This is a genomic window from Flavobacterium branchiophilum FL-15 (assembly GCF_000253275.1).
Classification (GTDB): domain Bacteria; phylum Bacteroidota; class Bacteroidia; order Flavobacteriales; family Flavobacteriaceae; genus Flavobacterium; species Flavobacterium branchiophilum.
This window is the reverse complement of the sequence record NC_016001.1, coordinates 139853-166716: the sequence shown is the minus strand read 5'-3', so window position 1 is coordinate 166716 and position 26864 is coordinate 139853. Positions and strand designations below refer to the sequence as shown.

The 26864-nt window shown below is 33.1% G+C and carries 20 protein-coding genes; 9 read left to right on the top strand and 11 right to left on the bottom strand.

The annotated features are described in order from the left end of the window. Positions 1–130: 130 nt before the first annotated feature. Entirely contained in the window at positions 131–1624 is a 1494-nt protein-coding gene (locus tag FBFL15_RS00730; protein ID WP_014082772.1) for an IS1634 family transposase, read from the bottom strand. Between the two features lie 265 nt (positions 1625–1889). Between FBFL15_RS00730 and dusB the strand changes: the two genes are divergently transcribed. Next, a complete protein-coding gene (gene dusB, locus FBFL15_RS00725) occupies positions 1890–2879 on the top strand; it encodes a tRNA dihydrouridine synthase DusB (RefSeq protein WP_014082771.1) in 990 nt (329 codons plus the stop codon). A 191-nt stretch (positions 2880–3070) separates the two neighbouring features. Here the strand turns inward: dusB and FBFL15_RS00720 are convergent, their stop codons facing one another. Then, positions 3071–4510, bottom strand: coding sequence for a nucleoside recognition domain-containing protein (locus FBFL15_RS00720; protein WP_014082770.1), 1440 nt, complete (start codon positions 4508–4510; stop codon positions 3071–3073). Between the two features lie 9 nt (positions 4511–4519). Next, complete coding sequence (locus tag FBFL15_RS00715; RefSeq protein ID WP_014082769.1) at positions 4520–5233, bottom strand: 3'-5' exonuclease; 714 nt, start codon at positions 5231–5233, stop codon at positions 4520–4522. Between the two features lie 800 nt (positions 5234–6033). On the opposite strand from FBFL15_RS00715, the gene FBFL15_RS17180 reads away from it, so the two are divergent. The 3 genes from FBFL15_RS17180 to FBFL15_RS00705 all read left to right on the top strand — a co-directional run bounded on the left by FBFL15_RS17180 (position 6034) and on the right by FBFL15_RS00705 (position 7738). Next, on the top strand, positions 6034–6144 hold the full coding sequence (locus tag FBFL15_RS17180) for a class IIb bacteriocin, lactobin A/cerein 7B family (RefSeq protein ID WP_148267878.1): 111 nt from the start codon (positions 6034–6036) through the stop codon (positions 6142–6144). A 66-nt stretch (positions 6145–6210) separates the two neighbouring features. After that, positions 6211–7119, top strand: coding sequence for a hypothetical protein (locus tag FBFL15_RS00710; protein WP_014082768.1), 909 nt, complete (start codon positions 6211–6213; stop codon positions 7117–7119). Next, complete coding sequence (locus tag FBFL15_RS00705; RefSeq protein WP_014082767.1) at positions 7106–7738, top strand: ATP-binding cassette domain-containing protein; 633 nt, start codon at positions 7106–7108, stop codon at positions 7736–7738. The genes FBFL15_RS00710 and FBFL15_RS00705 overlap by 14 nt, the downstream gene beginning before the upstream one ends. Positions 7739–7967: 229 nt before the next feature. Here FBFL15_RS00705 and FBFL15_RS00700 read toward each other — a convergent pair whose 3' ends face one another. Beyond that, entirely contained in the window at positions 7968–8186 is a 219-nt protein-coding gene (locus FBFL15_RS00700; protein WP_014082766.1) for a helix-turn-helix domain-containing protein, read from the bottom strand. Positions 8187–8969: 783 nt separating this feature from the next. On the opposite strand from FBFL15_RS00700, the gene FBFL15_RS00690 reads away from it, so the two are divergent. From FBFL15_RS00690 to dinB, 3 genes are all read left to right on the top strand, one after another. Next, positions 8970–9359, top strand: coding sequence for a hypothetical protein (locus FBFL15_RS00690; protein WP_014082765.1), 390 nt, complete (start codon positions 8970–8972; stop codon positions 9357–9359). Positions 9360–9653: 294 nt separating this feature from the next. Then, positions 9654–10646: a porphobilinogen synthase gene (hemB, locus tag FBFL15_RS00685; protein WP_014082764.1), complete on the top strand. Its 993-nt coding sequence runs from the start codon at positions 9654–9656 to the stop codon at positions 10644–10646. Between the two features lie 319 nt (positions 10647–10965). Continuing rightward, complete coding sequence (gene dinB, locus FBFL15_RS00680; RefSeq protein ID WP_014082763.1) at positions 10966–12051, top strand: DNA polymerase IV; 1086 nt, start codon at positions 10966–10968, stop codon at positions 12049–12051. A 157-nt stretch (positions 12052–12208) separates the two neighbouring features. Here the strand turns inward: dinB and FBFL15_RS00675 are convergent, their stop codons facing one another. The 7 genes from FBFL15_RS00675 to FBFL15_RS00645 all read right to left on the bottom strand — a co-directional run bounded on the left by FBFL15_RS00675 (position 12209) and on the right by FBFL15_RS00645 (position 21500). Beyond that, complete coding sequence (locus FBFL15_RS00675; protein WP_014082762.1) at positions 12209–13261, bottom strand: sugar phosphate isomerase/epimerase family protein; 1053 nt, start codon at positions 13259–13261, stop codon at positions 12209–12211. A 10-nt stretch (positions 13262–13271) separates the two neighbouring features. Next, the gene (locus tag FBFL15_RS00670; RefSeq protein WP_014082761.1) at positions 13272–14135 is read right to left on the bottom strand and encodes a sugar phosphate isomerase/epimerase family protein; all 864 of its coding nucleotides are present in this window, start codon (positions 14133–14135) and stop codon (positions 13272–13274) included. Between the two features lie 20 nt (positions 14136–14155). Then, entirely contained in the window at positions 14156–14689 is a 534-nt protein-coding gene (locus FBFL15_RS00665; protein WP_014082760.1) for a gluconate 2-dehydrogenase subunit 3 family protein, read from the bottom strand. Between the two features lie 29 nt (positions 14690–14718). Then, positions 14719–16407: a GMC oxidoreductase gene (locus FBFL15_RS00660; RefSeq protein WP_014082759.1), complete on the bottom strand. Its 1689-nt coding sequence runs from the start codon at positions 16405–16407 to the stop codon at positions 14719–14721. Between the two features lie 47 nt (positions 16408–16454). Beyond that, positions 16455–17339 (bottom strand): hydroxypyruvate isomerase family protein, encoded by an 885-nt coding sequence (locus tag FBFL15_RS00655; RefSeq protein WP_014082758.1) that lies wholly within the window; start codon positions 17337–17339, stop codon positions 16455–16457. Positions 17340–17625: 286 nt separating this feature from the next. Then, complete coding sequence (locus tag FBFL15_RS00650) at positions 17626–18843, bottom strand: nucleoside permease (RefSeq protein ID WP_014082757.1); 1218 nt, start codon at positions 18841–18843, stop codon at positions 17626–17628. A gap of 488 nt (positions 18844–19331) precedes the next feature. Next, positions 19332–21500, bottom strand: a complete 2169-nt coding sequence (locus tag FBFL15_RS00645; protein ID WP_014082756.1) for a TonB-dependent receptor — start codon at positions 21498–21500, stop codon at positions 19332–19334. 1042 nt (positions 21501–22542) lie between these two features. Here FBFL15_RS00645 and FBFL15_RS00630 point away from each other — a divergent pair. Further along, positions 22543–22926, top strand: coding sequence for an HU family DNA-binding protein (locus FBFL15_RS00630; protein WP_014082755.1), 384 nt, complete (start codon positions 22543–22545; stop codon positions 22924–22926). Between the two features lie 677 nt (positions 22927–23603). Then, positions 23604–26858, top strand: a complete 3255-nt coding sequence (locus FBFL15_RS00620; protein WP_014082754.1) for a helicase-related protein — start codon at positions 23604–23606, stop codon at positions 26856–26858. The last annotated feature ends 6 nt before the right edge of the window (positions 26859–26864 follow it).

The following is a 26864-nucleotide window of genomic DNA, read 5'->3' as shown; positions in this document are numbered from 1 at the left end:
GTATTAAAGTACTATGCTTCTATGCGTGAAAATGGAACTTGCAGCATCGCAATGAGAATAGTGAATCAAGTTTCGGCTCATAAAAATAGTTGAAAACAAATTTATACTTTAAACTCAAACACTAAAACTTTTAGGTAATAGACAAATTAAGTTTTTCTAGGAGGGTCTTGGTTAGTTTATTTTGTTCAGATATTACGAATTCATTTTTGGAGAATTGTATTTTTTTAATTGATTTTAAATGTTCGATAGTATCGTTTATCGAATATTTGTGATTGAGCATTAATTTTTTAGTCATTGGAGTGTTTTTCAATTTGTAAAAAAGGCTGTAAATGATTTGCATTCCCAGATGATTGATGAACATCCAACCATTTAAAGACTCTTCTCTTTGCATATAGGTGCAGGATGCATCTATGGTGTTTTTGTAGTGATCAAAAAACTGTTCTATTTGGAGTCTTGATTTATATTCTTTGTATGCGTCCTTAGAATCTAATTGGGTGTTATGAATAAGCGAAAGCGTTCCCATTGCTTTTATTTTTTCATTGAATTTTGCTTTTGAAAAATCTTCTGGAAGAGTATGAATTCTTTTCAAATAGTCATTTTTTTCTTGCTCTTTTAGTTTACCGTCCAAAAATAATTCAATGGTTCTGTTTTCTTGTTTTATCCCTTGGGCATGAAAAATAAATCGTTCGGCATGTTCAAAATAATTATCTGTAAGTTCTATATCCTTTATTTGGTCATAAGGTATTTGTTTATTTACTCTTCTGAGCGGAATAATATATTGCATACCCAAACGTTCAAGCTCTAAAATATTAGCTTCGGAAAAGAATCCTTTGTCAGCAATATACACGCATTGTTCAAGTCCACTGATGGAAATGGTGTTTTTTAGGGTAGAAACATCTTTCAGATTGCCTGGAAAAATTCTATAATACAAAGGTTTGAAACTAGTAGCATCATAGAGATAGAGTAGAACAAACTGACGTTGAAAATCCATATTTTGATTATACCCTTTTTGAGCCAGTGCTATATTATTGGATTGCAAGGCAATATCTGTTGCGTCAATCAAAACAGTTCTGGTATCTTGGTTTTTTGGTGTCATAAAATCGTGAATCATTTTTTGATTTGAACCTAATTCAAACAACAAATCACTGCATTTTTGGATGCTAATTTTATCTTCAAAACCTAACAAATCACCAATGGCAGATTGTTCTAAAATAAACGGAACATTTTTTAAGGGTGCTTGATATCCGATTCTACAATAAACCATAATGATAATAAATTCCCAGTGATTAGGAAAATGCTTTTTCAGTTCGCAAGTAATCCCTTCATTATCAAATGTTTCCAAAAGCCATTTTGCCAATCCGTACTCAAATGCCAATATGGATTTATTGTGATATGATTTTTGACCCTTTAGTTTCAATTCATTTATTTCAGAGGGTACAAACCCTTTTTCTTGAGTAATACTTCCCAAAATACCCAGAGAAACTTTTTTTGATCGCTTGGTGGTTTTGTCGTAAACAGATTTTACACCATAGAGATAAAATCTACCGTTTATTTTTTTGATTTCAGTATTTGGTTTCTTGTGTATAAGAACCCAATCAGGATGTGTGTTTTTAGTTGTTTTCATTATAAAACATAACCTATTTAGGTAACAGCAAAATAACAACAAAAAAACCGAACAAACAAATATTTACTCGGTTTTTTTACTTTTTTTTTAATATGTTACCTAATTTTGTTTAGTGTTTGAGTTTAAAAAATTGTTCACTTTGCGGATAGTTCTATTTTATAATAAACCATATTCGTACAAAAATTTCATATTACTAAAAGGGGTGTGTTATAAATCTTTTTTTCTACAAAAAATTTAATGTAATTTTGCACTAAATATTGTTATTATGATTAAAATTGGCTCTATTGAATTGCCTGAATTTCCTTTGTTATTGGCACCAATGGAAGATGTAAGCGATCCGCCGTTTAGACGCTTGTGCAAGAGGCACGGCGCAGATTTGATGTATTCTGAGTTTATATCGTCGGAGGGATTGATTAGAGATGCTATTAAGAGCAAAATGAAATTGGATATTTTTGATTACGAACGCCCTATTGGCATCCAGATTTTTGGTGGAGATGAAGAGGCTATGGCTTTGTCATCAAAAATTGTTTCGGCAGTCAATCCAGATTTGATAGACATCAATTTTGGTTGTCCTGTAAAAAAAGTAGTTACAAAAGGAGCAGGAGCTGGTGTTTTGAAAGATGTCGATTTGATGATCAAACTGACAAAAGCGGTTATAGACGCTACCCATTTGCCTGTAACTGTAAAAACCCGATTGGGCTGGGATGAAAATTCTATTAACATAGATGAAGTGGCAGAAAGGCTTCAGGATATTGGTGTTCAGGCATTGTCTATTCATGCTAGAACCCGATCGCAAATGTATAAAGGGCAAGCAGATTGGTCTCATGTTGCACGGATTAAAAACAATCCACGCATTACAATGCCCATTTTTGGCAATGGCGATATTGATTCGCCTCAAAAAGCCTTACAATACAAAAATGAATATGGTATAGATGGCATTATGATAGGTAGGGCGGCTATTGGATATCCATGGATATTTGATGAAATTAAACATTTTTTGCAAACGGGCAACATATTGCCAGCACCAACAATGGCAGACAGGGTTGAAGCGGCCAAGAACCATTTGCAATGGTCGATGGAATGGAAAGGCGAACGCCTTGGCATTGTCGAAATGCGTAGGCATTATACCAATTATTTTAAGGGCATTGCCCATTTTAAAGAGCACCGTCAAAAGCTGGTTACGTTGGATTGTCCAGAAATGTTGTTGAACACCTTAGAACACCTTGTAGAAGTTTATGAGCAGGGTGCTGTTTGAGTTTGGTGTTTTTTGGTGTGAGGGATAGCAGTGAAAATCCTTTTTTGCGCCAAAATGAGGGGCAAAAAAGGATTTTCACAATATTATATTTCTTTTGGAGTTCAATGAACGTTGTTTGTAACGGATAGCCAGACCTGTAGCTTGCGGAGGGGCACACCCTTATAGGTATAATGGATAATGTTCTTTTTCTTTTAGAAAAACCAACTGGCAACTATAATGGCTGCTATCACACAAATGAAATCTACTAACAGCATGGTGCTTAGGGTATATCGGGTATTTTTGATGTTGATGGAACCAAAATATACAGCAATGACATAAAAAGTAGTTTCGGCACTGCATTGAAATATACAACTCAACCTTCCTGTTAGGGAATCTGGCCCAAAACTTCTCATGGCATCAATCATAAAACCTCTGGATCCACCCGAACTAAATGGGCGTAAAAGTGCTACGGGCAAAGAATCGGTAATGGATTTGCTTACGCCAATGTTTGAAAACACAAAGGAAATTCCGTTGCTAATGATTTCAAATAAACCACTATTTCTAAAAAAAGAAATAGCCACAAGCATGCCCATTACATAAGGAAATATTTTGACACCTGTTTGTAATCCGTTGTGTGCTCCAGAAACAAAAGTATCGAAAACGGTTGTGTTTTTGGCTGTAAATTTAGACTCATTGACAAACGAAAACACTAAGGTAAAAACGATAATGACAACCAACATGAGTCCTGAAAGATTTGAGGTAAAAAAGTTTTTTTCTATCAAATCCAATTGATTGATGTAAAACAATAATCCGGCAATTGCGGCGATAATTACCGTAATCACAAGGATTAAAGAGGCACTTTTGAAATTGATTTTTTGACGAATACCAACAATTATAAATGCTGCCAATGTGCCAATAAAGGACGTTAGGATACATGGCAACATGACATCGGCTGGGTTTGTGGCATTTTCTGCAGCTCTGTATCCAATAATCGACGTTGGAATCAAGGTAAGGCCTGCAGCATGCAGGGACAAAAACATAATTTGGGCATCGCTAGCTTCGTCTTTGTTGGTATTAAGGGTTTGTAAACTTTCCATGGCTTTCAATCCAAAGGGGGTTGCAGCAGAATCTAACCCTAAAAAATTTGCTGCAAAATTTAAGGTCATATAGGATATAGATTCATGATTTTTTGGAATACTTGGAAATACTTTTTCAAACATAGGACTTAGTAATTGGGCCAATTTTTCTGCGGCTCCAGAAAGTATTAAAAGTTCCATTAATCCACAAAAAAAGGCCAAATAAGCAATCAAAGGTATAATCAAATCAACCAAACTGTTTTTGCAAGTGGGCAACAAGCCGTCTGTTTTTTGATTTCCAGAAAAAATTTTGACCGTTTTATTTTTAAAAACATAGGTCGTATCAGGATTGGTTGCCACTTTGTTGCATATCCAAGTTTTATCTGTCGATTTGTTGAGGCTGTCTTGAATAGTAGCGGGCATTTGGTGCCAAAATTTTTCGTCTATCAAAATAGGATCGTCTTTATGTCCATTTAATACAAAATCAATTGTATAATGATGGCCTAAAAACAAACCCATAACAACAAACACTATAGACGAAACAAAAATTGCTAACCAAAATCTACTTAAAACCATAATTTATTTTTATACATGAATAATTTCTTCTTCTATTAATAAGGGTTCTCTACGCAACCGTAAGAATATTTGAGCCACTGCCACTACATCTTTTTCACAATAAATAATGATGCGATCAATATCCTTGTTTTTATAATAAACTTCCGCAACCTGGCTGCCATCTATATCGTCTTTTGAGGTAGGTATTTGCAAAATTTTTGACAACAATTTGAGTGACGTATAATGCTTATAATCGCCAAATTTCCATAACTCTAGCGTGTCTAGGTGCGGAATTTCCCATGGTTTTTTTCCAAACAAATGCAGCTTTGCAGGTATGGCAATACCCTTGATGATCATGCGTCTGGCCAAAAAAGGGATGTCAAATTCCTTGGAATTATGTCCACACAACACATGCTGTGGCTGACTGAAATGTTGGTTGATTAATTGATTAAAATCTGATAAAATTTTGACTTCGTCGCCAAAAAAAGTAGTTACCCTAAAATTTCTAACATCCGATTTTGTTAAAAAAAAACCAACAGATATACAAATAATTTTACCAAACTCTGCCCAAATACCTGCACGCTCATAAAAATCAGCAGCCGACATGTCGTCTTTGCGTTGGTACTGTGTTTTGTGTTCCCACAAAGACTGCATGTCGTGGTCGAGCATGCTAAAATGTTCATTTTCTGGAACTGTTTCTATATCCAAAAATAAAATATGGTCGAGTTTTATTTTATCTATCATATTCAAACCTTGAAAATTGATACTAACAACGGCTAAAAGTAATTTTTTTTTTAATGCGAACCAAATTTCAAATAAAATAGTTTAAGAACACAAAAAAAACACATTCATAAACCCTCCTACCTCTCAGAAATCAAACAATTGAACACAAACAAATGATAGCTTTTTTTAAGCAACTTACAAACGATGAGCAGCCGCCACTTTTGGCATTTCCACGCAGGGCCATTTCCCGCCTTTCGCTACAATCTTTTTGTTTTTAAAGAAAAAACAAAAAGGATTTCCACTCCAGTCGGGGCTAGATTGCCACTTTTGGAAGTGTTACCAAGGGCAATCCTTCTAGTATTTCATTTGCAAACCTCAAAGGTTTCCAAAACCTTTGAGGTGGGGTGTAAATTATAAATAATTTTAAAGAAATTTGCTTCGGATGTTTTAGAATATTTTATTTTGTATTATTTTCAGTTAATGTCACCCCCTCCTTTGGAGGGAGACGAGGGGAGGATAAAAAATATATAGTCCCCTCCCCGACCCTCCCCTTGGGGAGGGAGACGAAGCTACAATAACTAATCAAAAAAAGAGAAGGTATAATTTTATTGTTTTCTTTCGAAATTTACACCCCACCTTTGAGATTTGCATTATATCATTTTAAAGATTTGATTATTGACCCAAAAGTTAATTTGATATTTGCTATAATAAAAATATCTGCTGATAACCATTTGTTATACAAAAAAATAGTATTAACTTTGTTTTGCAAATCACGAAACATAAAACAAAAAATGATGTTAGATTTATAAAATTATGGTTTAGTGGAACTTAATGCTCAAGAAGTTCAAGAAGTAGAGGGTGGTTTTTTACCATTAGCTCTTGTAGTAGCTTTTTATTTGTTGCACCCATTAGCGACTCATAAAGCATACTAAAAAAGTTATAAGTGCGCCAATTTTATTGGCACACTTTATAATAATTACAAATATAATAGTTTTTTAATGACCAAAATTTTATACTTTTTATTTATAATCAGATTTAGAAAAATAGTTTCAAAAGATGATTATTTAGCAATTTTTATTCTATGTTTTTTATATGTTTCCATTGCAATAATTGCGTTTATAAATTATATTGACTTTTATAATTATTTATTTATTATGTTGGTAGACATCTTAATACATTATATAAATAGGTCAGATTTAGAATTATTAAAACTTAAAAACAATTATAAGACTATTCTTTTCTTTGAATATGTAATTTATCTTTCGCCTTTTCTTATTGTGTTTTTACTTAAAAAAGAATATCTATTATTTCTTGGATTTATTTTATTTAAAATTATTCTTATTAACACTCCAAAAATAAATTTTAAAACAATCCCATATCCTTTTCATTTATTCAATCCATTTTGGCACATTAGTTTTAGGAAATATAAACTTGCACTTTTTTTTCCAATTGTTTTGATTTTAATATACATAGCAATTGAGCACAACAACGAAAATATTATTTATTTTTCTTTTATTGTTTTAGCTCTAATTTCCTGTATTCCTTCATTTGAAAGAGAGAGACTAGAAGAAATACAAATTACACCTTTTGACTCTAGAAAATATTTAATTTATCAGATTAAAAATTCAATAATTAATACTTTATATATAATATTTCCAATTGCAATTGCACTGTGTTTTTTTCTAAAATGGGATTTAATTTTATCCCTTTTCGGAATTCTTATCATAACCTTAATTAATATTCTTTTAAAGTATGTTTTTTATTCAAATCCATACCTCCATCAAATTGTCTTTATATTTTTTGTTGGTTTAACAATTACTCTTTACGGAGTTACCTTACTGATAATTCCATATTTATATAAAAAATCAATTGAAAATTTAAATGCAATAAAATATGCTAACCATTAATATTTTAGAAAAAAAATATACAACACAATTAATTTTAGAAAAAATAGATTTAAAAATTAACAATTTTGGACTTTACGGACTTGTTGGAAAAAACGGGCAAGGTAAAACTACTTTATTTAAATGTATTTTAGGATTAGAAAAATATAAAGGAGAAAGTTATGTTAATAATTCTAAAATAGCATTACATAATGTTGCTTGGTGTCCAGCAGAGCCATCAATTTACGGAGAATTAACGGCTAATGAATTCTATGAATTTTACAAAAATTTATTAAACCTAAATGAGGTAACTATTAATCCATTGTTTGAAGTTCCAGAAAATAAATTGATTCGCGAATTTTCAACAGGAATGAAAAAAAAAGTATATTTAAATGCCATTTTTCAAAAAAATTATCCAATTTATTTTTTAGATGAACCTTTTAATGGTCTAGATTTAGAATCAAATTATATTTTAATGCAGTATATAATTCAAAAATCTAATGAAAGTATTATTATAATTTCTTCTCATATAATGGATATTTTATATAATAATTGCAAACAAATTTTTGTAGTAAATAACAAAAGTTTGACACAATTTGAAAAAGAAAATTTTAATCATATTCAAAAATTAATTTTTGAATAATCAAAATAAAACAAATGAACTTCAGTTCAGACCCCATAAACAACATCGAAAACCTTATTGCCAAGAACAAAACAAAAAGTATTTCGATATATTTTGTGATTGTTCTTTGTATTATTACAGCAATTGCATTACTACCCATTATCAAAATAGACATCAGCAGTCAAAGTCGGGGGATTATCAAAAGTTATCAAGATAACGTACCGTTAACAAACAATTGTTATTAGCAAAATTATCTGCTTTTTAATAATTCTTCAATTGTAATGTCTAAACCCTGGCAAATTTCTAATAAATAGATATAGGACGGATTAAACTGACCTGCTTCAACTTTATAAATAGAATGCTGATCTTTGAAAATTTTCAAGCCAAGTTTTGCTTGAGACAATTTTTTTTCAATTCGTAACGCTCGAATTCGTTGTCCTAACAATTTTAACTCCCTAGATTTATCCATAAATTATCATTTTGGAAATTTCTGCGTTATTAATTGAAATTTTAACATACGATTGTTTGTTAATTAAATTATTTTATGTATGTTTTCAACATCAAAATATCTCGAGAAAAAGTTTTGACAATCAAAAAAATAGTATTAACTTTGTTTTGCAAATCACGAAACATAAAACAAAAAATGATGTTAGATTTATAAAATTATGGTTTAGTGGAACTTAATGCTCAAGAAGTTCAGGAGACTGAAGGAGTTTTTGGTGGAACAAATATAACAATTGGTTATGATTGTTATGTATTATGCGGACCATTTGGTTTGGGTATCATTTAAATTTTTAATCTTGAAAATAAGTTTAAGGATTTACTTTCGAAGATACAAATGTAATAATCGGGGATGCTATTGATTCTATTAGTCTTGCTTCACTTGGTATAGCAGCATTATGGTGTAGTTATGAATTGGTGTTGTACCCGCTGCATACGACCAAAGACATAAAAAAAAAAATAAACAATAAATTAATTTAGTATGACTATGAAAATGGATTTTAACAAAATAATAAAATTATTGCTATTAGGTTTGTTTGTACTTGTTCTATTGTACAATCTTGGTAAGCAATGTGCAATTTATGATTTAAAACACAAAGCCACTTCAGAAGTATTTAAATTATAGCAAGTTACGTTTTTTTCATGCGTATCATATTCTAATGTTTGATAGGAATGGTATCCATTAAAAATATATAAAAAAGGCGATACATATAAATATGTTTCATTATTATTACATCAATAAAGTGTTTAAATGGAAACTAACAAAGATTTAATGCTACGAAATTTAAAATATTTTTCGGATTTTTTAATGAGTTTAACAAAGCAAAAAGCAATTAATTTAGAAGTTATAGATTCCCATATACATAAATTTCTCGTAGAAAATTATAACATAACTTCAGATTCCCTTTTAAGAAAGTCAACAGACGAAATAATTGCAATAATTGAAACCGATAATTACGAAAACATCAAAGATTTAGCAGATATTTATTTTATCAAATATACTTTAGAAAACAATGCAAACACCAAAAGTGAATTATCAACTCAAATAATTGGGTTGTATGAATCTTATCAAATTAAAACTTCGACCTATTCTTTCGACATACAATCTAAAATTAGCATTTTAAAAAACATTTCGAATTAAAATAGATGTACCCACAATAAACACCCTCGTAAACCTTATAACTATAAAAAAATTTATAACAATCAGGCAAATATTTTGAACTTTGGAACAAACAAAGTACAGTTTGAAACTGTTTTTATAGCATGACACCTTTTACCAAATAAGAAATCAGGATGTCAATTACATATTTGATTTATAGGCATCAAAAAATTAAAAAAAGCACCTTGTGATGTCTGGAATAAATTTAATTTTTCAATAAAAAAATCAATTATCTTTACAGCCCATAAAGTAATATTAATTGATACGATAAAAGATATGTTCCCATTGCAAAGAAACCGCCGATTGCGACAAAATGAAGTAATTAGAAGCCTGGTTAGAGAAACTATTTTGTTGCCCACTGATTTTATAGTGCCGCTGTTTGTAGTTGAAGGACAACAGATTAGAGAAGAAATACCGTCGATGAGTCAGTATTTTAGACTGAGTTTGGATTACCTGGAACAAGAAGTCAAACTGTTATGGAGTTTGGGTTTACAATCAGTATTGTTATTTGTAAAAGTGCCCGACCATTTGAAAGACAATGCTGGAAAAGAGGCTTTGAACGCCAATGGTTTGATGCAAAGAGCCATAAAAACAGTAAAAAATGTTTGTCCTGATATGTTGGTTTTTACAGATGTAGCCCTAGACCCGTATTCGATATATGGGCATGATGGTATTGTAGAAAATGGACAAATTGCCAATGATGCCACAGCCCATTTTTTAGCCCAAATGAGTATTTCACACGCCCAAGCGGGTGCCGACATTGTAGCTCCTAGCGACATGATGGACGGCAGAATTGGCACTATAAGACAGGCATTGGAACACGAAGGGTATAGCCATACGGGCATTATGAGTTATAGTGCAAAATATGCTTCGGCACATTATGGGCCATTTAGAGATGCTTTAGATAGTGCTCCAGTTGATTTGCAACACATTCCAAAAGACAAAAAAACATATCAAATGGACTATCATAATAGGATAGAAGCCCTACGAGAAACCCAAATGGATATAGCCGAAGGGGCTGATATTGTAATGGTAAAACCTGGAATAGCTTATTTGGACATTGTAAGAGATATAAAAAATGCCGTAAATGTTCCCGTTGCAGTATATCAAGTATCTGGAGAGTATGCCATGATAAAAGCCGCTGCCGAAAAAGGGTGGCTGGATCATGATGCCGTTATGTTTGAACAAACTACGGCTTTCAAAAGGGCTGGAGCCGATATAATTGCAAGTTATTTTGCCAAAGACATAGCCATGATTTTAAATCAATAATGTTGTTTTTTGAGCTAAATGTTATTATGCACCGTATTTTGCGTTAGGGATAGTAGTGGAAATCCTTTTTTTGGGTGGGTGCGGGCTTTTTCTGCCCGTGCCCACCCAAAAAAAGATTGCAACGGATAGCCCGACCCTTGTGGTAACGCCCAAAATATAGTAAACGGATTGGTTGTTTGATTTTAGAATTGAGCTTTTTTTTTGAAAAATCAGGTTTATGTAAACCCCATTTATTTGAATAGTAGGCTTATACCAAATATACATATAAAATATATTTGGTATTAATTTTTCGGGAACAACACAACTTTGTTAGAACAATATGGAGAATGGCAAGCCTTTACGAAAAATAATTCACATAGACATGGATGCATTTTACGCATCGGTGGAGCAATTGGACCAGCCAGAGTTGCGAGGCAAACCCATAGCTGTGGGGGGCAACGAAATTAGGGGTGTAGTATCGGCTGCGAGTTACGAGGCACGAAAATTTGGCGTAAGGAGTGCTTTGAGCGGGGTGTTGGCCAAAAAATATTGTCCAGACCTCATCTTTGTAAAACCTCGATTTGATAGATATACAGAAATTTCAAAAAAAATAAGATCGATTTTTTATGAATATACAGATTTGGTTGAGCCATTGTCGTTGGACGAGGCATATTTGGATGTAACGCAAAACAAGAAAAACATGTCGAGTGCTACCATGATTGCGGCAGAAATTAGGCAAAAAATTTTTATAGAATTGGGTTTAACGGCTTCGGCAGGCATTTCAATAAATAAATTTGTTGCCAAAATTGCTTCGGATTACAATAAACCCAATGGCCAAAAAACGGTTGCTCCCAATGAGGTATTACTGTTTTTGGAGCAATTGCCCATCAAGAAATTTTATGGAGTGGGCAAAGTAACTACCGAAAAAATGTACCAACTTGGCATTTTTACTGGATTGGATTTGAAGTCAAAAAGTTTGGATTTTTTAGAAAAACATTTCGGAAAGTCGGGTACATTTTACTATCATGTGGTTAGAGGGGTTCACAACGGCGAAGTAAAAGCCAACAGAATAGCCAAATCGGTTGCAGCCGAACACACTTTTGACATCAATTTGACCTCGGAAATATTTATGTTAGAAAAACTAAGTAAAATTGCCAATGAACTCGAACGCCGACTTCAAAAACACCAAAAAGCAGGAAAAACAGTTACCCTAAAAATCAAGTATAGCGATTTTACACAGCAAACTCGGAGTAAAACCTTGCCCTATTTTATTTCAGACAAAAGTTTGCTTTTTGAATTTGCAAAAGAACTTTTATACCAAGAAAAACTAAAAAACTCTGTTCGATTATTGGGCATTTCATTGAGTAATTTGAATACAGAAACAACTAAAAAAAGTATTTTTGTACAACTAAAATTTGATTTTTGAAATTTATGATTACAGCAAATATACATATAAAATAGTCCAATCTATTGGTTCTTTTTTGCTAAAAAAACAAGTTGATTATATTATTGGTATAAATGAACAAGGTATTGAAACAAACCAAGCGGCATAATGTACCGCTTGGTTTGATTTTTTGTAGGTTTCAAATTCCTAAAACCTTTTTATTAAAATCGTTGTCTTGTCCTTTACCAGCAAAATCGTCAAAGGCTTTGTCTGTAACCCTAATAATGTGATTGTCTATAAATATAGCTCCTTCTTTAGCACCATCTTCTTGATTTTTATAACAACACTCCCACTCTAAAACCGCCCAGCCAGGAAAATCATAATGGGCTAATTTGCTAAAAACTTGTTTAAAATCCACTTGCCCGTCTCCTAAAGAGCGAAAACGGCCTGCCCGATCGGTCCAGTTTTGATAGCCTCCATATACTCCTTGTTTGCCATTTGGATGAAACTCTGCATCTTTGATATGGCATGCTTTGATGCGTTCGTGGTAATGATCAATGTAAGCAACATAATCCAAACATTGTAAGATAAAATGCGAAGGATCATAAAGCAAACAGGCTCTTGGATGTTGGTGTACTTTATCTAAAAAACGCTCATAAGACACTCCATCATGCAAGTCTTCGCCAGCATGTACTTCATAACACAAATCGACACCCGATTGGTCAAAAGCATTAAGAATAGGAGTCCAACGTTTGGCTAGTTCTGTAAAACCATCATCAACAATTCCAGCAGGCCTTTGAGGCCACGGATACACCGTATGCCAAAGTAAAGAGCCACTAAAGGTTGCATGTGCTTGTAGTCCTAAATGCTCGGAGGCTTTTGCAGCCCACAGCAATTGTTGGACAGCCCATTGGTAACGGGCTGCTGGATTGTTTTTGCACGAATCGGGAGCAAATCCATCAAACAAGGCATCATAAGCAGGATTAACAGCAATTAATTGGCCTTGCAAATGGGTGGACAACTCGGTGATTTCAAGACCATAACTATTGATTTTGGCTTTATATTCTTGAGCAAAAACAGGATCTTCTGCTATACGTTGTAAATCAAAATACCGATTATCCCAGGTTGGTATTTGTACACCTTTGTACCCTAAACTAGCTGCCCATTGACAAATGTGGTCTATGGTATCAAATGGTGCTTGATCTCCATAAAATTGTGCCAAAAATAGGGCTGGTCCTTTTATTGTTACCATATAATTTGTCTTATTTTTTAAATTGCTTCAAGTAATTGGCACTTATTTGAGCATCTGCAAGTACCCCTTTGCTATCGTATTTTTCTTGTTCATATATAAAATGTTCCATTCCATACTTTTGAGCTACTTGCAATATTTCTGAAAAAGAAATCATTCCTTCGCCCAAATTGCAAGAGGCAAATGGTTCTGTAGTATTTTTCAAGCGGTCTTTGATATGCCCTAATTTAAAACGATTTTGGTATTTTTTAAAATAATCTTCAGGATTGATACCCGCAGTAACTACCCAATAAATGTCCATTTCAAAATCTACCAAATGTGGATCTGTTAAGTCCATCATTACTTGTTGAGGGATTTGTCCATCGAGTACTTTAAAAGAATAATCATGATTATGATAGGCAAATTTGATGCCTTCTTTTTTACAAATTTCACCGGCTTTATTAAACTTATCGGCATACATTTTAAAATCGTCTATCGATTTTTGAGGGCCAAGCCATGGACAAACCAAATATTTGCCGCCAATACTGGCCACATCTGCAGCTTTTTGTTCCAAGTCTTTGGTCCAATCGCAGTGAGCACTTATCATTTGCAAACCTTGACCTTGTAAGAAAGATTGAAATTCTTTGGGTTGCATACCCCAAAAAATGCCTTTTGCACCTTCAAAACTTTCAACTTGAGTAAAACCCATTTTAGCAATTTGCGAAAGCGTTTCCTTTGGATTGTCGTTGATAATGTCTCTTAGGGTCCATAATTGGATACCAAAATGGTTGAAAATACCTGGAGTCATTCCTGTTTTTGAAGCACAAGCAATATGGGGCAATACTGCCAACAAAGCTGCTGCTTGACTTCCTTTTGTAACAAATTGTCTTCTGTTCATTTTTAAGTTTTTTTAATGGTTTAACCTTGCAATCCAACATAAGCCTTATCTCCTTTTTTATAAGGAATATCCCCTTGAAATTTTCCAGGAATTGGCACATAATTAAAAGTAGCTTTGAGGCCTTTTTCGGAGGTTAAATAGGCAAACAAAATAATTTGATACATAGCTAAAAAGCCTTTATCCTCTTTGTTTTTAACAGCATTAAAAACAGCTGCTTTTTTGTCGGTAGTTAATTTAGCAAAAGTATCGCCCATGGTTTTTGCCTTAGTTTCAATTTTATTTAATGCTTCTAAAAAGGCTTTTTGTTCTTCGTCTGTATAAATATCTTGAAAAATTTTATCTACAAATGCTGCCACACCAACAGATTTTGCACCGGGTGTATCGGTTTCAGGAATAATGGTTTCGGCAATTTCGCTTAAAAGTGCCAGCATTGATTGGTCTAATTTTTGTGAACCTGCATGGTCATTTTTACAACTAGTTAAAAGAAAATTGGAACCCACAAAAAGGCCACCACTTACTAATGCTATATTTTTTATTAAGTCTCTACGATTCATACTATTGATTTTTTGGTTTTTAGATTTGGTTACAAATTTCCTTTTTTCATTTCTTCGGCAGCAAAATTTGCGGCACGAGCAGTCAAAGCCATGTATGTAAGCGACGGATTAACACAACTTGCCGAAGTCATACAAGCACCATCGGTTACAAAAACGTTTAAACAGTCCCACACTTGATTGTTTTTGTTCAAAACCGATGTTTTTGGGTCGGCTCCCATACGGGCAGCCCCCATTTCGTGGATACCCATTCCTGGAGCATAGTCGGCTTCAAAGGTTTTTACGTTTTTAGCACCCGCAATTTCGAGCATTTCTTTCATATCATTCATCATGTCGATTTTCATTTTCTTTTCATTTTCTTTGATTTCGACATCAAATTTCAATACAGGCAAGCCCCATTTGTCTTTCAAATCAGGGTCTAATGAAATTTTATTTTCATGATAAGGCAACATTTCACCAAAAGCAGTTGCTCCAATGCTCCAACCACCTAAACTACCAAAAACGTCTTTCAAATCTTTTCCAATGTTCATTTCGGCCACTTGGCTTTCCCAACCATTTCTTGATGCTCCCCCTTGATATCCAAAACCTCTGATGTAATTGCGCTTGGTTTTGTCATTGATATTATGGTAACGTGGGATATAAAAACCAGTTGGTCTGTAGCCAAAATAATAGGAATCATCAAAACCATCAAATTCACCACTTGCTCCTACTCTAAAATGGTGGTCCATAACATTATGCCCCAATTCACCACTAGAACTACCCAAACCTTCTTTCCAAACATCGGTAGCAGAATTCATTAATATCCAAGCCGAGTTTAAAGCCGAGGCACATAGAAACACTATTTTACTAGAAAAAACGTGCTCTTCTTTGGTTTCAGCATCAATAACGGTTACACCAGTAGCTTTTTTGGTATTTTTGTCGTAATTTACTTCTTTTACGATTGAAAATGGACGAAGTGTCAAATTGCCTGTTTTAACTGCGGCAGGTAAAGTGGAAGCCTGTGTAGAAAAATATCCCCCAAATTGACAACCGTTCCAACACATATTGCGGTACTGACATTCGCTACGGCCTTCTAATTTGCCACCAGTGTTGTGAGCTGTTCTTCCAATAATCAGGCGTCGTTGATCGGCATAATGGGCTTTTATCTTTTCGGCTACCGTTTTTTCTACTGCATTTAGTTCCATTGGAGGCATAAAATGGCTGTCTGGCAATTGAGGTAAATTTTCTACCGAGCCACTAACACCAATAAACTTTTCAACATACGTGTACCAAGGTTCTATATCTTTATATCGAATAGGCCAATCAATTGCAATGCCATCTTTCAAATTGGCTTCAAAATCTAAATCGCTCCAACGGTAACTTTGACGGCCCCACATCAATGAACGTCCACCCACATGGTAGCCTCTAAACCAATCAAACCTTTTGGTTTCGCTATAAGGATTGTCTTTATCGCTTGCCCAATAAGACAAGTTTCGTTCATTAAGTGGATAATCTCTTTTGAGTACAGGATTTTCGGCAACCATTTCTTTGGTTGGTCTAAAATGACGGTGCGGGTATTCCCAAATGGGTTTGTTTTGTTCCGCATAGTCTTTAATGTGTTCTATGTTGTGTCCTCTTTCCAAGAGCAACACTTTTAGGCCTTTTTCAGTTAATTCTTTTGCAGCCCAGCCTCCAGATATTCCAGAGCCTACTACTATGGCATCATATTGATTTTCAGTCATTTTAATTACTTTAATTTAGTTAATAGTTTAAGTTAAATTTTATTTTATTAAATATCGCAAATGGCAATTGCTTTTGCTAATGATTCTGTTTTGTTTTTGGCAGTTGCTATAAATTCTTGTGCAACATATCCTGTATATCCTGTTTTGAAAATGGCTTTCATGATGGCTGGATAATTGAGCTCTTGGGTGTTGTCTATTTCATGTCGGCCAGGCACACCTGCCGTGTGGTAATGTCCAAAATAGTGGTGGTTTTTTTGAATGGTTTCAATGATATTGCCTTCCATTATTTGAAGATGGTATATGTCATACAAAAGTTTAAAATGAGAACTCCCCAATGCTTTACACAATTCGATTCCCCAACGAGAAGAATCGGCCATATAATCGGGGTGGTTTACTTTGCTATTAAACAACTCCATTTGTATCACAACCCCTCTTTTTTCGGCATGTGGCATAATTTGTTTTAAACCAATTACACAATTTTCAAGTCCCTCTTGGTCGCTCATGCCGTTTCGATTGCCACTAAAACAAATTAGGTTTTGATACCCTGCATCGGCAACCCAATCAATATGTTTGAGGTAATTGTCTATCAAAACAGGGTGGTTTTTTAAATCGTTCCAGCCTTCGGTCAGGCTTATGTGAGCACCCGTGCACATTGAGCAATGAACGCCATGTTTTTTGAGGATTGGAAAATCTTTTGGCTCTATCAAATCAAGGGCAGAAAAACCTATTTGTTTGACTAACAAACACAAATCTGAAACAGACAAATGATCAAAAGTCCAGCGGCAAACCGAATGTTTGATGTTGCCTTTTAAAGGCTTTTGAATCCCATTTGACAAGGCAAATTTATTGTCATCTTGTGCCAATACTATTTGGGGGGTCAGGGCCACAAGGCCACCCCATGCAAGATTTTTTAACAATGCTCTTCTTTTCATATTTGTAAAAGTGTAATTATACTAAATATACATATAAAATAGTCCAATCTATTGGTTCTCTTTTGCTAAAATTATCCAAAAAAATAGTTCCGTAGCCCAGCTATGCAACGATTTATTTTGAAAATTTTTTCTAAAAAATAACTACGCATCTTTGGACTATTTTATAAATATATTTGGTATTATGATAAAATTCAAAATAGTTTTGCAACAAAATGTTACCAAATACAAACTGTAATTACCCGTTTAAAAAAACAGATGAATTGAGATGAATTATGTATTAGAAACATTAATGTCCGCCTTGAATTTTTTGTTTTTCTTTAAAAAAGGCAAAAAACATCATCGAAATTCCAGCAGCAAACAAGCAAGGGAATATCCAGATTTTGTACCAATTGTGCATTCCATCGCCAACAGCATTTTGATCGACAATCAAACCTGCAACATAAAAACCAATGTACATTCCAACACCATAAGTGGCTAAAGTAATCAACCCTTGTGCCGAAGAACGTACTTGTTCGCCCGCTTTTTGATCGGTGTAGATTTGCCCTGTTACAAAAAAGAAATCATAACAAACGCCATGAAGGGTAATTCCTAAATACAGCATCCATAAATTGTCGTCGATATTGCCATAGGCAAATAGTAAATACCTAACCACCCAAGCAACCATTCCAATGAGCAACATTTGTTTAACTCCAAATCGAACAAAAAACAAAGGCATTAAGAATAAAAATAATGTTTCAGACATTTGTCCAAATGTCATTTTGGCTGCGGCACCTTCCATGCCCACTTCGTTCAAAAATTGATTGGCCTGACCATAATAAAAGGCCAACGGAATACAAATTAAAATAGAAGCTATAAAGAAGATTAAATAATTTTTATCGCTCAATACTTTGAGGGCATCAAGTCCTATAGTTTCAGAAAAACTAACTTGTTTGCCCGCTTTTGGTGGAGGAGTATTGGGCAAAAAGAAACAAAACACTCCAAAACCCGCAGAGACTATGGATGAAACTAAAAATGTGATGTTCAACGTTTTGGGCGAACCTTCCCAGGCCATCCAACCAATAATCAAGCCCGAAACTATCCAACCAATAGTACCCCAAACCCTAATGTTTGAAAATTCTTTTTCGGCATCTTGCATTTGATTCAAAGATATTGAATTGACCAAAGCTAAAGTTGGCATAAACAAAATCATGTAAACCAATAATAAGCTATAAAAAGAATCGAAATTGGTTTGCGAAGCTAATACATACAAGATTCCAGCACCAACAAGATGCAAAATACCTAATATTTTTTGTGCTGCAAAAAATTTGTCGGCAATCATACCCACTATAAATGGTGCTACAATAGCCCCCAAACATTGTGTGCCATAAGCCAAGCCTGTTTGAGTGCCGCTGGCTGCAATATCGCCTTTTGTCAAATAAGTTCCCATGGTTACAAACCAAATGCCCCAAACAAAAAAGTTGAAGAACATCATAATGGATAGTTTAATTCTAATGTCTTTTTTCATAAAAATTAATGTAGTTTTTTAGTTTTTAATAGTTGTTTTTTTGGAATTCTATTGCGTCATTTTAACACGATAGACCAAAAGTACTTTATTTTTATCAAACTTACAAATAAATTTTATCAATCCTAAAAAATATTGTCTTTTTTTACATTATATATTTTTTTAGACTTAAAAAACAAACAATCACAAAAAAAGCATCTTGTTAAGAGTAAGTACTTGACAAGATGCTTTTTATACCAAATATACATATAGAATAGTCCAATCTATTGGTTCTTTTTTGCTAAAATGAGTCAAAAAAAAATAGTTCCGTAGCCCAGCTATGCAACGATTTTTTTTGAAAATTTTTTCTAAAAAATAACTACGCCTCTTTGGATTATTTTATAAATATATTTGGTATTATAAAAATAATTTTCGGTTTTTTGCTACATCAGTTGATGACAAAGCCATTATGGGCCATTTTTTATTAACTAAATGACAATCAATGGTGTAATTTAAAATTTTAAATTCAACCCCAAAAGAAAGTTACTGCCGGCTTGCGGAAAATAATATACATAGCCCCCCCCATAATCGGCACCGTTTGAAACGTATTGAACATTGAAAATATTATTAACTTTCAATAAAAACTGTATCGATTTGAAAATGTTTTTAGGTTTTATTTCATAATTGGCCATCAAATCATGTACAAAATAATCTTTCAACATAGCATTAGGGTCGTTTGCGTTAGACAAATATTGAGTTCCTACAAATTTGGACAACCAAACCAATTGAAAACTTTTTTGAGGTACAAATGTTAGGGCATTTCCAAAAATAATTTTGGGCGAAAATGCAATATTTGTTTTGCCAATGGTAGTAATACCCAAATGGTTTGTGGTTACAAAATCGAGGTTTCTATTGGCAGACCACGTGAGGTTTGTGTTCCAATGCCATTTGGAGTGCATCCAAAACTGAGCATCCATTTCGACTCCCAATCGGTAACTTTTACCAACATTGGTACGAATTGGGTTTCCTACGTTGTCCAGAGCTCCTGTAAGTACCAATTGGTCTTGGTATAGCATATAAAAACTATTGATGTTGCATTGCGTTTGACCTTTTTCAAAACGCCATCCTAGTTCAAAATCATGTAATTTTTCGGGTTTGGGTGTGCCGTTTTCAAAGTCTGTTCTGTTGGGTTCTTTTTGAGCCTTTGCATAAGACAAATAAAATTGATGGTGTTTGTTCCAATTAAAAGTCAAACCTGCTTTTGGATTCCAAAAACTATAAGATTCGTTTACTTTGTCGTTCAAAACGCCAATGGCTTCATATTGCAGTGATCGGTGTTGTAAATCTAGGTAATAAGCCCATTTAGTATTGATATTGGCATTGATTTTTACAAAAAAGTTGGCTTCATTTTTATTGCCAAAATAATTGTAATATGGTACATTTGGTGTGCTGTTTGAAGCATATTGTGCCCAAATGATCTTGCCAAAATGGCTGCCTTTGTACTGATTGAGTGCCGATCCTAGTATGATAGCGGTATTGTTTTTTTGGTAATTAACAGAAAAAGTAGTCCCATAAAAATCATTATCAAGCCATTTTTGTCTGATTAAATCGGTTTGATTGAGGGTTTGATTCCCAATAACAACAGGTTGCAGGCCATAATCCGAAAAATTTTGATTTTGTTGGTACTCTTCATAATATCCTTTGCCTTTGGTATAATGAAAAGCCAAGTTGGTGTTCCAATGAGCATGCCATTTTTCGTTCCAATGTAATTGATAATGATCCTGCTGGTAATTGTCTGTTTGGTTGTCATAAAATTGGGTATTGCCATTGGCATCAACATACATACCCGCATAATTAAAAGTCCGATGGCTATGCAAGGTGGCTTCGTCTAGTCCGTACCAAGCCTGATACGTTTTTTCGGATCCACCAAAAGAAAGGGCCTTAATATGTGTTGTTTTGCCAACATAATGGGCTTGCAAAAAATAAGATTTGAGTTTGGACGAAGCCCTGTCGATATAACCATCTGAATACAAATTTGACAAACGACCCGAAATTTCAAAACGATGGTCTATCAATCCTGTAGTCCATTTGACGGTGCTTTTTCGGGAATTGAAACTCCCAAAGGCATTTGAAATTTCGCCTTTGCTTTCTTTTGAAGCATTTTCTGTAAGTAGGTTCAAACTTGCCCCAAAGGCACCACTGCCATTGGTAGAAGACCCTGCCCCACGCTGCAACTGAATGCTTTGCAAAGACGAGGCAAAATCTGGAAGGTTTACAAAAAAAGTACCCTGACTTTCGCTATCGTTATAAGGAATACCGTTTAGGGTAACATTGACTCTGCTGGCATCGCTCCCCCTCACTCTCATCCCGGTGTATCCAAATCCGTTGCCCGCATCAGATGTGGTAACTACAGAAGGCAACATTTGCAATAAAATAGGAATGTCCTGACCTAAATTTTGCCTTTCGATGTCTTTTTGATTCATGTTGCTAAAACTCATGGGCGTTTTGGCATTGATTCTTGTGGCACTAACCAAAACTTCATTAAGCTCCCGAACCTTTGTACTGTCTGGATTTTGAGAAAAAACGTTTATTGAAAATAAAAATGTGGCACAAAAAAGGAGTTTGTGCTTGTTTGTAATGGTTTTGGTTTTAAAAAACCGATTTCGATGTAATGTTTTCATTCGTAAAAAATTAAAATTACGAATAAAAGGGGTCATTATTCTTTGGATTTCTATTTATTGATTTGTTGCAAAAAATGTTATCTGGCGTGCACTCCAAATATTTTTTTGCTCTTCCCTTAACAGCATTACCTGTTCAGGTTCGTTGGGTATAATCTCAGCTCGTAATTTAGAGCACCCCTTTGAGACGGGACAAAGATACTCAAAATTTATCAAAAAAATATTTTCAACAGATACATTTAAAAAACATTTATAAAAATAAATTCCGCCCTTCATTGCAAAAAAAATGGTATGTCAATTTTTAGAACCAATGCCCCTCTTGTGCTATGCCACAAAAAACAATCTACTATATTGATTTTTAATACCTTAAGCCCAAACCTTTGGCGTTGGCTTGCACTATTATTGTAATTTATTTTTAGGGTGAATTTAGGTTTGAGAGGCCACAAAAAAATAGGATAATGAATTATGGTTACATTCAAAGCAATACCCATTCTGGTATTATTAAGACGTTTAAATTTATAAAAATCTTTAATCTAGGGTTACCTTATTATTTATTTTCTATAAATAATAAAAGCGAAATTTAGGTTTCAAACCGACCCCGTAGGGTTCCTATATTTCTAGCCGATTACAAATTATACAAGCCAATGTATGACCTCGCTGGGGTCGCATATATACTATAATAAGAGCAATTAGAAAATTTTAAAAAGCCTTGATGAAAAATAAAAAAAGGAGATCGAGAGTTTTTCGCTATTAGTTAAAAACATCTCGTATCAATTTCATCTTTAAAAAAAAATAAAATACCCAACTCCCAATTACGGTACAACTTCAATACAATTTGTGTAAAACACCATGTTGAAAATGTTAGTATTCGTATAAAAAATGGCTATAATTATGTTTCTTAATTCTGTATATCACATCATTTTGTTGAAAAAGACACCATATTGTGAATAACTTTATCTTTTTTTGACAATCCCTATTTTGTAATTTTGTCCTATCAAGTTATAGAGAACTTGATAAATATTATTAATTTAAACTCTATTCATTTATGAGTATTACTTTTAAAGTTCTTCCAAAGAAGAACCCGCAAGATTTACTTGCACCGGAAAAATTTTATGCCACTGCCATTGCAGCAGGCGAAACAGATTTGGAGCGTTTGGCAACGCTTATTTCGTACCAATGTACCGTTACAGAGTCAGATTGTTTAGCGGTTTTAACCTCGCTAGAACACAACATCATTGGCGAGTTGGGCGAAGGTCGTATTGTAAAACTAGGTCGGTTGGGCAATTTTCAAGTAGGCATCAGTTCCGAAGGCAAAGTAACTTCGGGCGAAGTAACGGCAAATGCCATCAAAAAAAGCCGTATTTTGTTTCGGCCAGGTAAAAAATTGCGTCAGTTTTTGAAAACCGCACAATTCAAAAAAACCAGCTAGTAGCCCGTTTGTTGAGCCAGTAAATGGCCGTCTAAAAACCTCGAGTGTTCCCGCACTTGAGGTTTTTTTTTGCTTTTTGGCAGCAAAAAAGGCTTCATTTCGTGCGGTCGAAACTTTCATTTCGTGCGGTCGAAACTTTTGCTTCGTGCGGTCGAATCAAAAATTGGGTACGGTCGAAATGACAAAATGGTTTTACGACAAAAAAACGAAAAAACAGCACTGATTTTGGAAATTAAAAACGAAAAAAACGAAAAATCAAAGATTATTAGGTAAAAAATATTAAGAATATATTGTTTTAAACAAAATAATATAAAAAAAACAGGCAGAAATAGTATCCAAAAAGCATAAAAAAAAGCTCAAAAAACCAGCTAGTAACCCGTTTGTTGAGCCAATAAATACGTCTAAAAACCTCAAATAGTTCCCGCTATTCGACGACTAATTGATGATGCAAAAATATAAAACTTTTGTATAAAACCATCTCAATTTGCTTGTTTTTTTTGAATAAGTGATCAATAATACCAAATAGCTTTATTTACTTGCCTTTTTGCTAAAATTATTCAAAAAAAACAGTCTCAAAAGTGCATGGGGCGTTTTGTTTTAAAAACATTTGAAAATAAAAAAAGCTTTATATAACTTATAATATATTATTTTTGTGTTTTAATTTTTTTATTTTAATAATGGCATCAAACTTTTTTACAAATCAAGGAGAAAATACACTTTACAAAAAATTTGAAGGTATTTTTACTAATATGCAAAATATCGAAATGTTCAAATCAGTTATTGGATATTTCAGAGCATCGGGCTATTTTGCAGTTCGTGAACACTTTCCACCAGATTTGAAAGTTAAAATCATTGCAGGAATTAATGTTGACCCATTCATTGCATTAGCCCAAAAACAAGGATTATTGTTTAATCTTAAAGCTAAAGAAGCTAAAGATAGTTTTATTGAACAAATTCAAGATGACATTTTTAAAGCGAAATATAGCAGTGAAATAGAGAAAGGAATATTATTATTAATTGATGATATTGTTTCAAATAGAATAGAAATAAGAGCACACAACTCTAAAAAATTACATTCAAAATTTTATATTTTCTTATCGCCAAATTTCAACGAACACAATCCTAATGGTATGGTAATAATGGGTTCTTCCAATTTATCAGCACAAGGATTAGGATTGGAGAATGTTCAATTCAATTATGAAATGAATATTGAATTAAGAGATTATGAAAACGTAAAATTTGCTGATGCAGAGTTTGAAAAACTATGGATTGAAAGCACTCCAATACTTCCAGTTGATGCTCCTGCATTAATTAAGAAAACTTATTTAGATGTAACTCCAACACCTTTTGAATTATATGTAAAATTCTTAATTGAATTCTTTGGTAAAAACATAGATTATGATCCAGATAGCATTAGTGATATTCCGCTTAAAAAGTTCAAAAAATTAAGCTATCAGATTGATGCCGTTAATCAAGGTTATGAGTTATTATTAAAACATAATGGATTCTTTTTAGCCGATGTAGTGGGTACAGGTAAAACGGTTATGGCAGCTTTATTAGCAAAAAAATTCATTATTAATAATGGTCCAAAAACTAAAATTCTAATTGTTTATCCTCCAACTTTAGAGAAGAATTGGAAAAGTACATTCAAAGAATTTAGAATTGATGAAAAATGTCATTTTATAGCTAATGGTAGTTTAAATAAAATTGTTGATGGCGACCATAATTATTCAGATAAAGAAATATATGATTTAATCTTGGTTGATGAAGCTCACAAATTTAGAAACCATAGTAGTTTGCAATTTCAAAATTTACAAATCATCTGCAAAGCAGGGCGCGAAAATATTGGCGGAATTGAAGGTTTTGAAAAGAAAGTAGTATTGATTTCTGCAACACCTTTAAACAATAAACCTGACGATATTTATAACCTTATTTCTTTATTTCAAGACATCAGAAATAGTAATTTGGCTGTAACTAATTTACAAAAGTTTTTTTATCCGCATACTCAAAGATATAAACTTCTTATTCAACAAACACCGTTAGATTTAAATGCAATTCACGATATTTTTGAAAATATTAGAGACTTGGTTATTAAAGACATTACTATCAGAAGAACAAGAACAGATTTATTTAAAAATGAACGTTATAAAAATGATTTGATTGCTCAAGGAATTATTTTCCCAAAAGTGGCTGACCCATTTAAAAACGAGTATGAACTTAATTCTGATTTAGCAGCATTATTTTTAGAAACAGCAAACAGTATTATTGATAAAACCAAAATAGACTTTTTCCGTTATCAAGCCATCGCATATTTAACTGATGAAGCTAATGCCGGAACCTACCAAAACGCAAAAACAGTTTCTCGTTCGTTAGCTTACATTATGCAAACCCAATTAATAAAACGATTGGAAAGTAGTTTCTATGCTTTTAAAAAATCATTAAATAAAATAACTACTTCTACAAAGCAAATGATTGAAATGTATGAAAGAGATAGTGTTTTTATTGCACCTGATTTAGATATTTCAGATTTGTTAAACAAAGGAATGACCGATGAAGAAATTGAAATTGAAATCTTAAAGATTGACGATGACAAACCAAAAAATAGAGTTTTCAAAAGAGAAGATTTCAAAGATGGTTTTATTGAGGGATTAAGAGTGGATTATGAAAATTTAGTAAAACTAAATGAGCAATGGCAATTGATAGAGCCACATAATGACCCAAAATGGAATGTGTTTATAGAACTTTTAGAAACGGAATATTTCAATAAAACCAAAAACGAATTAGGTAAATTAGTAATCTTTACCGAAAGTGCAGATACTTTAAATTATCTAACAGAAAGGTTAAAAGAAGAAACCAATTATAAAGTGCTTTCAATCACTTCTGAAAACAGAAACAGACAATTTGAAACTATACGTGAAAATTTTGATGCCAATTTTGAAGGTGTATTCAAAGATGATTTTGATATTATTTTAACTACCGATGTATTAGCTGAAGGAATCAATTTACATCGTGCTAATGTGATAGTAAACTATGACACACCTTGGAATCCAACAAAGTTAATTCAAAGATTAGGTCGTATTAATCGTATTGGAACAAAAGCAGAATACATATACAATTATAATTTTTATCCATCCGAACAAGGAGACAAACGAATTAACTTGCGTCAAAAATCATTGGTAAAATTACAAAGTGCTCATAGTACATTTGGAGAAGATAGCAAGATTTATACACTTGATGAAATTATTGACCAGTTCAATATGTTTGAAGAAAAAGAGGAAGAAAAAGACATTAGAACCGAATATTTAGAATGGCTACGAACTTTTAAGGAAAAATATCCAACAGAGTTTAGTAACATTAAAAAAATGCCTTTAAAATTAAGATGTATCCGTAATATAAAAGACAACCAACAAAGTATTGCTTTTGTAAAAAATGGAGAGTATAAAAATATTTACATTCAAAATGAAAAAGGAGCATCAGTAATACCATTTGAAAAAGCGGTTAAAATTTTTGAAGCCAGCAAAGATGAAGAAGGAATTTTACCAATTCCAGAAATACATTATACGCAAATAAACAGCATTGTAAACCAATTCGAGAAAGACATTACAACTCCAGATATGATTGGTGGTAGTGATGATAAATTAGATGTTAGAACACAATCAGTAATCAATACAGTTTCTAATTGGATTGCAACTATTTTTGACACGCAACAATCACGAGAAGCAGCGTTGAATTTGTTACCATTATTACAAAACGGAACCTATTCTAGCTTAACTAACGAAGTATATAAATTACGAAAAGAACAAAATGCAATTAAGTTAGAAAGAGATATAATTTTACTATCTCAAAAATATACATCAAAGATTAAACGAAATATCAAAAAAGAACTTGAACCGTTAGATCCTAAAATTATAATTTCAGAAACCTTTTTATAAAGATAA

What these genes read in the sequence shown, in the direction of transcription:
- FBFL15_RS00730 (WP_014082772.1), bottom strand. Translation starts at nt 1,624, where the DNA reads ATGAAAACAACTAAAAACACACATCCTGATTGGGTTCTTATACACAAG.
- dusB (WP_014082771.1), top strand. Translation starts at nt 1,890, where the DNA reads ATGATTAAAATTGGCTCTATTGAATTGCCTGAATTTCCTTTGTTATTG.
- FBFL15_RS00720 (WP_014082770.1), bottom strand. Translation starts at nt 4,510, where the DNA reads ATGGTTTTAAGTAGATTTTGGTTAGCAATTTTTGTTTCGTCTATAGTG.
- FBFL15_RS00715 (WP_014082769.1), bottom strand. Translation starts at nt 5,233, where the DNA reads ATGATAGATAAAATAAAACTCGACCATATTTTATTTTTGGATATAGAA.
- FBFL15_RS00710 (WP_014082768.1), top strand. Translation starts at nt 6,211, where the DNA reads ATGACCAAAATTTTATACTTTTTATTTATAATCAGATTTAGAAAAATA.
- FBFL15_RS00705 (WP_014082767.1), top strand. Translation starts at nt 7,106, where the DNA reads ATGCTAACCATTAATATTTTAGAAAAAAAATATACAACACAATTAATT.
- FBFL15_RS00700 (WP_014082766.1), bottom strand. Translation starts at nt 8,186, where the DNA reads ATGGATAAATCTAGGGAGTTAAAATTGTTAGGACAACGAATTCGAGCG.
- FBFL15_RS00690 (WP_014082765.1), top strand. Translation starts at nt 8,970, where the DNA reads ATGGAAACTAACAAAGATTTAATGCTACGAAATTTAAAATATTTTTCG.
- hemB (WP_014082764.1), top strand. Translation starts at nt 9,654, where the DNA reads ATGTTCCCATTGCAAAGAAACCGCCGATTGCGACAAAATGAAGTAATT.
- dinB (WP_014082763.1), top strand. Translation starts at nt 10,966, where the DNA reads ATGGAGAATGGCAAGCCTTTACGAAAAATAATTCACATAGACATGGAT.
- FBFL15_RS00675 (WP_014082762.1), bottom strand. Translation starts at nt 13,261, where the DNA reads ATGGTAACAATAAAAGGACCAGCCCTATTTTTGGCACAATTTTATGGA.
- FBFL15_RS00670 (WP_014082761.1), bottom strand. Translation starts at nt 14,135, where the DNA reads ATGAACAGAAGACAATTTGTTACAAAAGGAAGTCAAGCAGCAGCTTTG.
- FBFL15_RS00665 (WP_014082760.1), bottom strand. Translation starts at nt 14,689, where the DNA reads ATGAATCGTAGAGACTTAATAAAAAATATAGCATTAGTAAGTGGTGGC.
- FBFL15_RS00660 (WP_014082759.1), bottom strand. Translation starts at nt 16,407, where the DNA reads ATGACTGAAAATCAATATGATGCCATAGTAGTAGGCTCTGGAATATCT.
- FBFL15_RS00655 (WP_014082758.1), bottom strand. Translation starts at nt 17,339, where the DNA reads ATGAAAAGAAGAGCATTGTTAAAAAATCTTGCATGGGGTGGCCTTGTG.
- FBFL15_RS00650 (WP_014082757.1), bottom strand. Translation starts at nt 18,843, where the DNA reads ATGAAAAAAGACATTAGAATTAAACTATCCATTATGATGTTCTTCAAC.
- FBFL15_RS00645 (WP_014082756.1), bottom strand. Translation starts at nt 21,500, where the DNA reads ATGAAAACATTACATCGAAATCGGTTTTTTAAAACCAAAACCATTACA.
- FBFL15_RS00630 (WP_014082755.1), top strand. Translation starts at nt 22,543, where the DNA reads ATGAGTATTACTTTTAAAGTTCTTCCAAAGAAGAACCCGCAAGATTTA.
- FBFL15_RS00620 (WP_014082754.1), top strand. Translation starts at nt 23,604, where the DNA reads ATGGCATCAAACTTTTTTACAAATCAAGGAGAAAATACACTTTACAAA.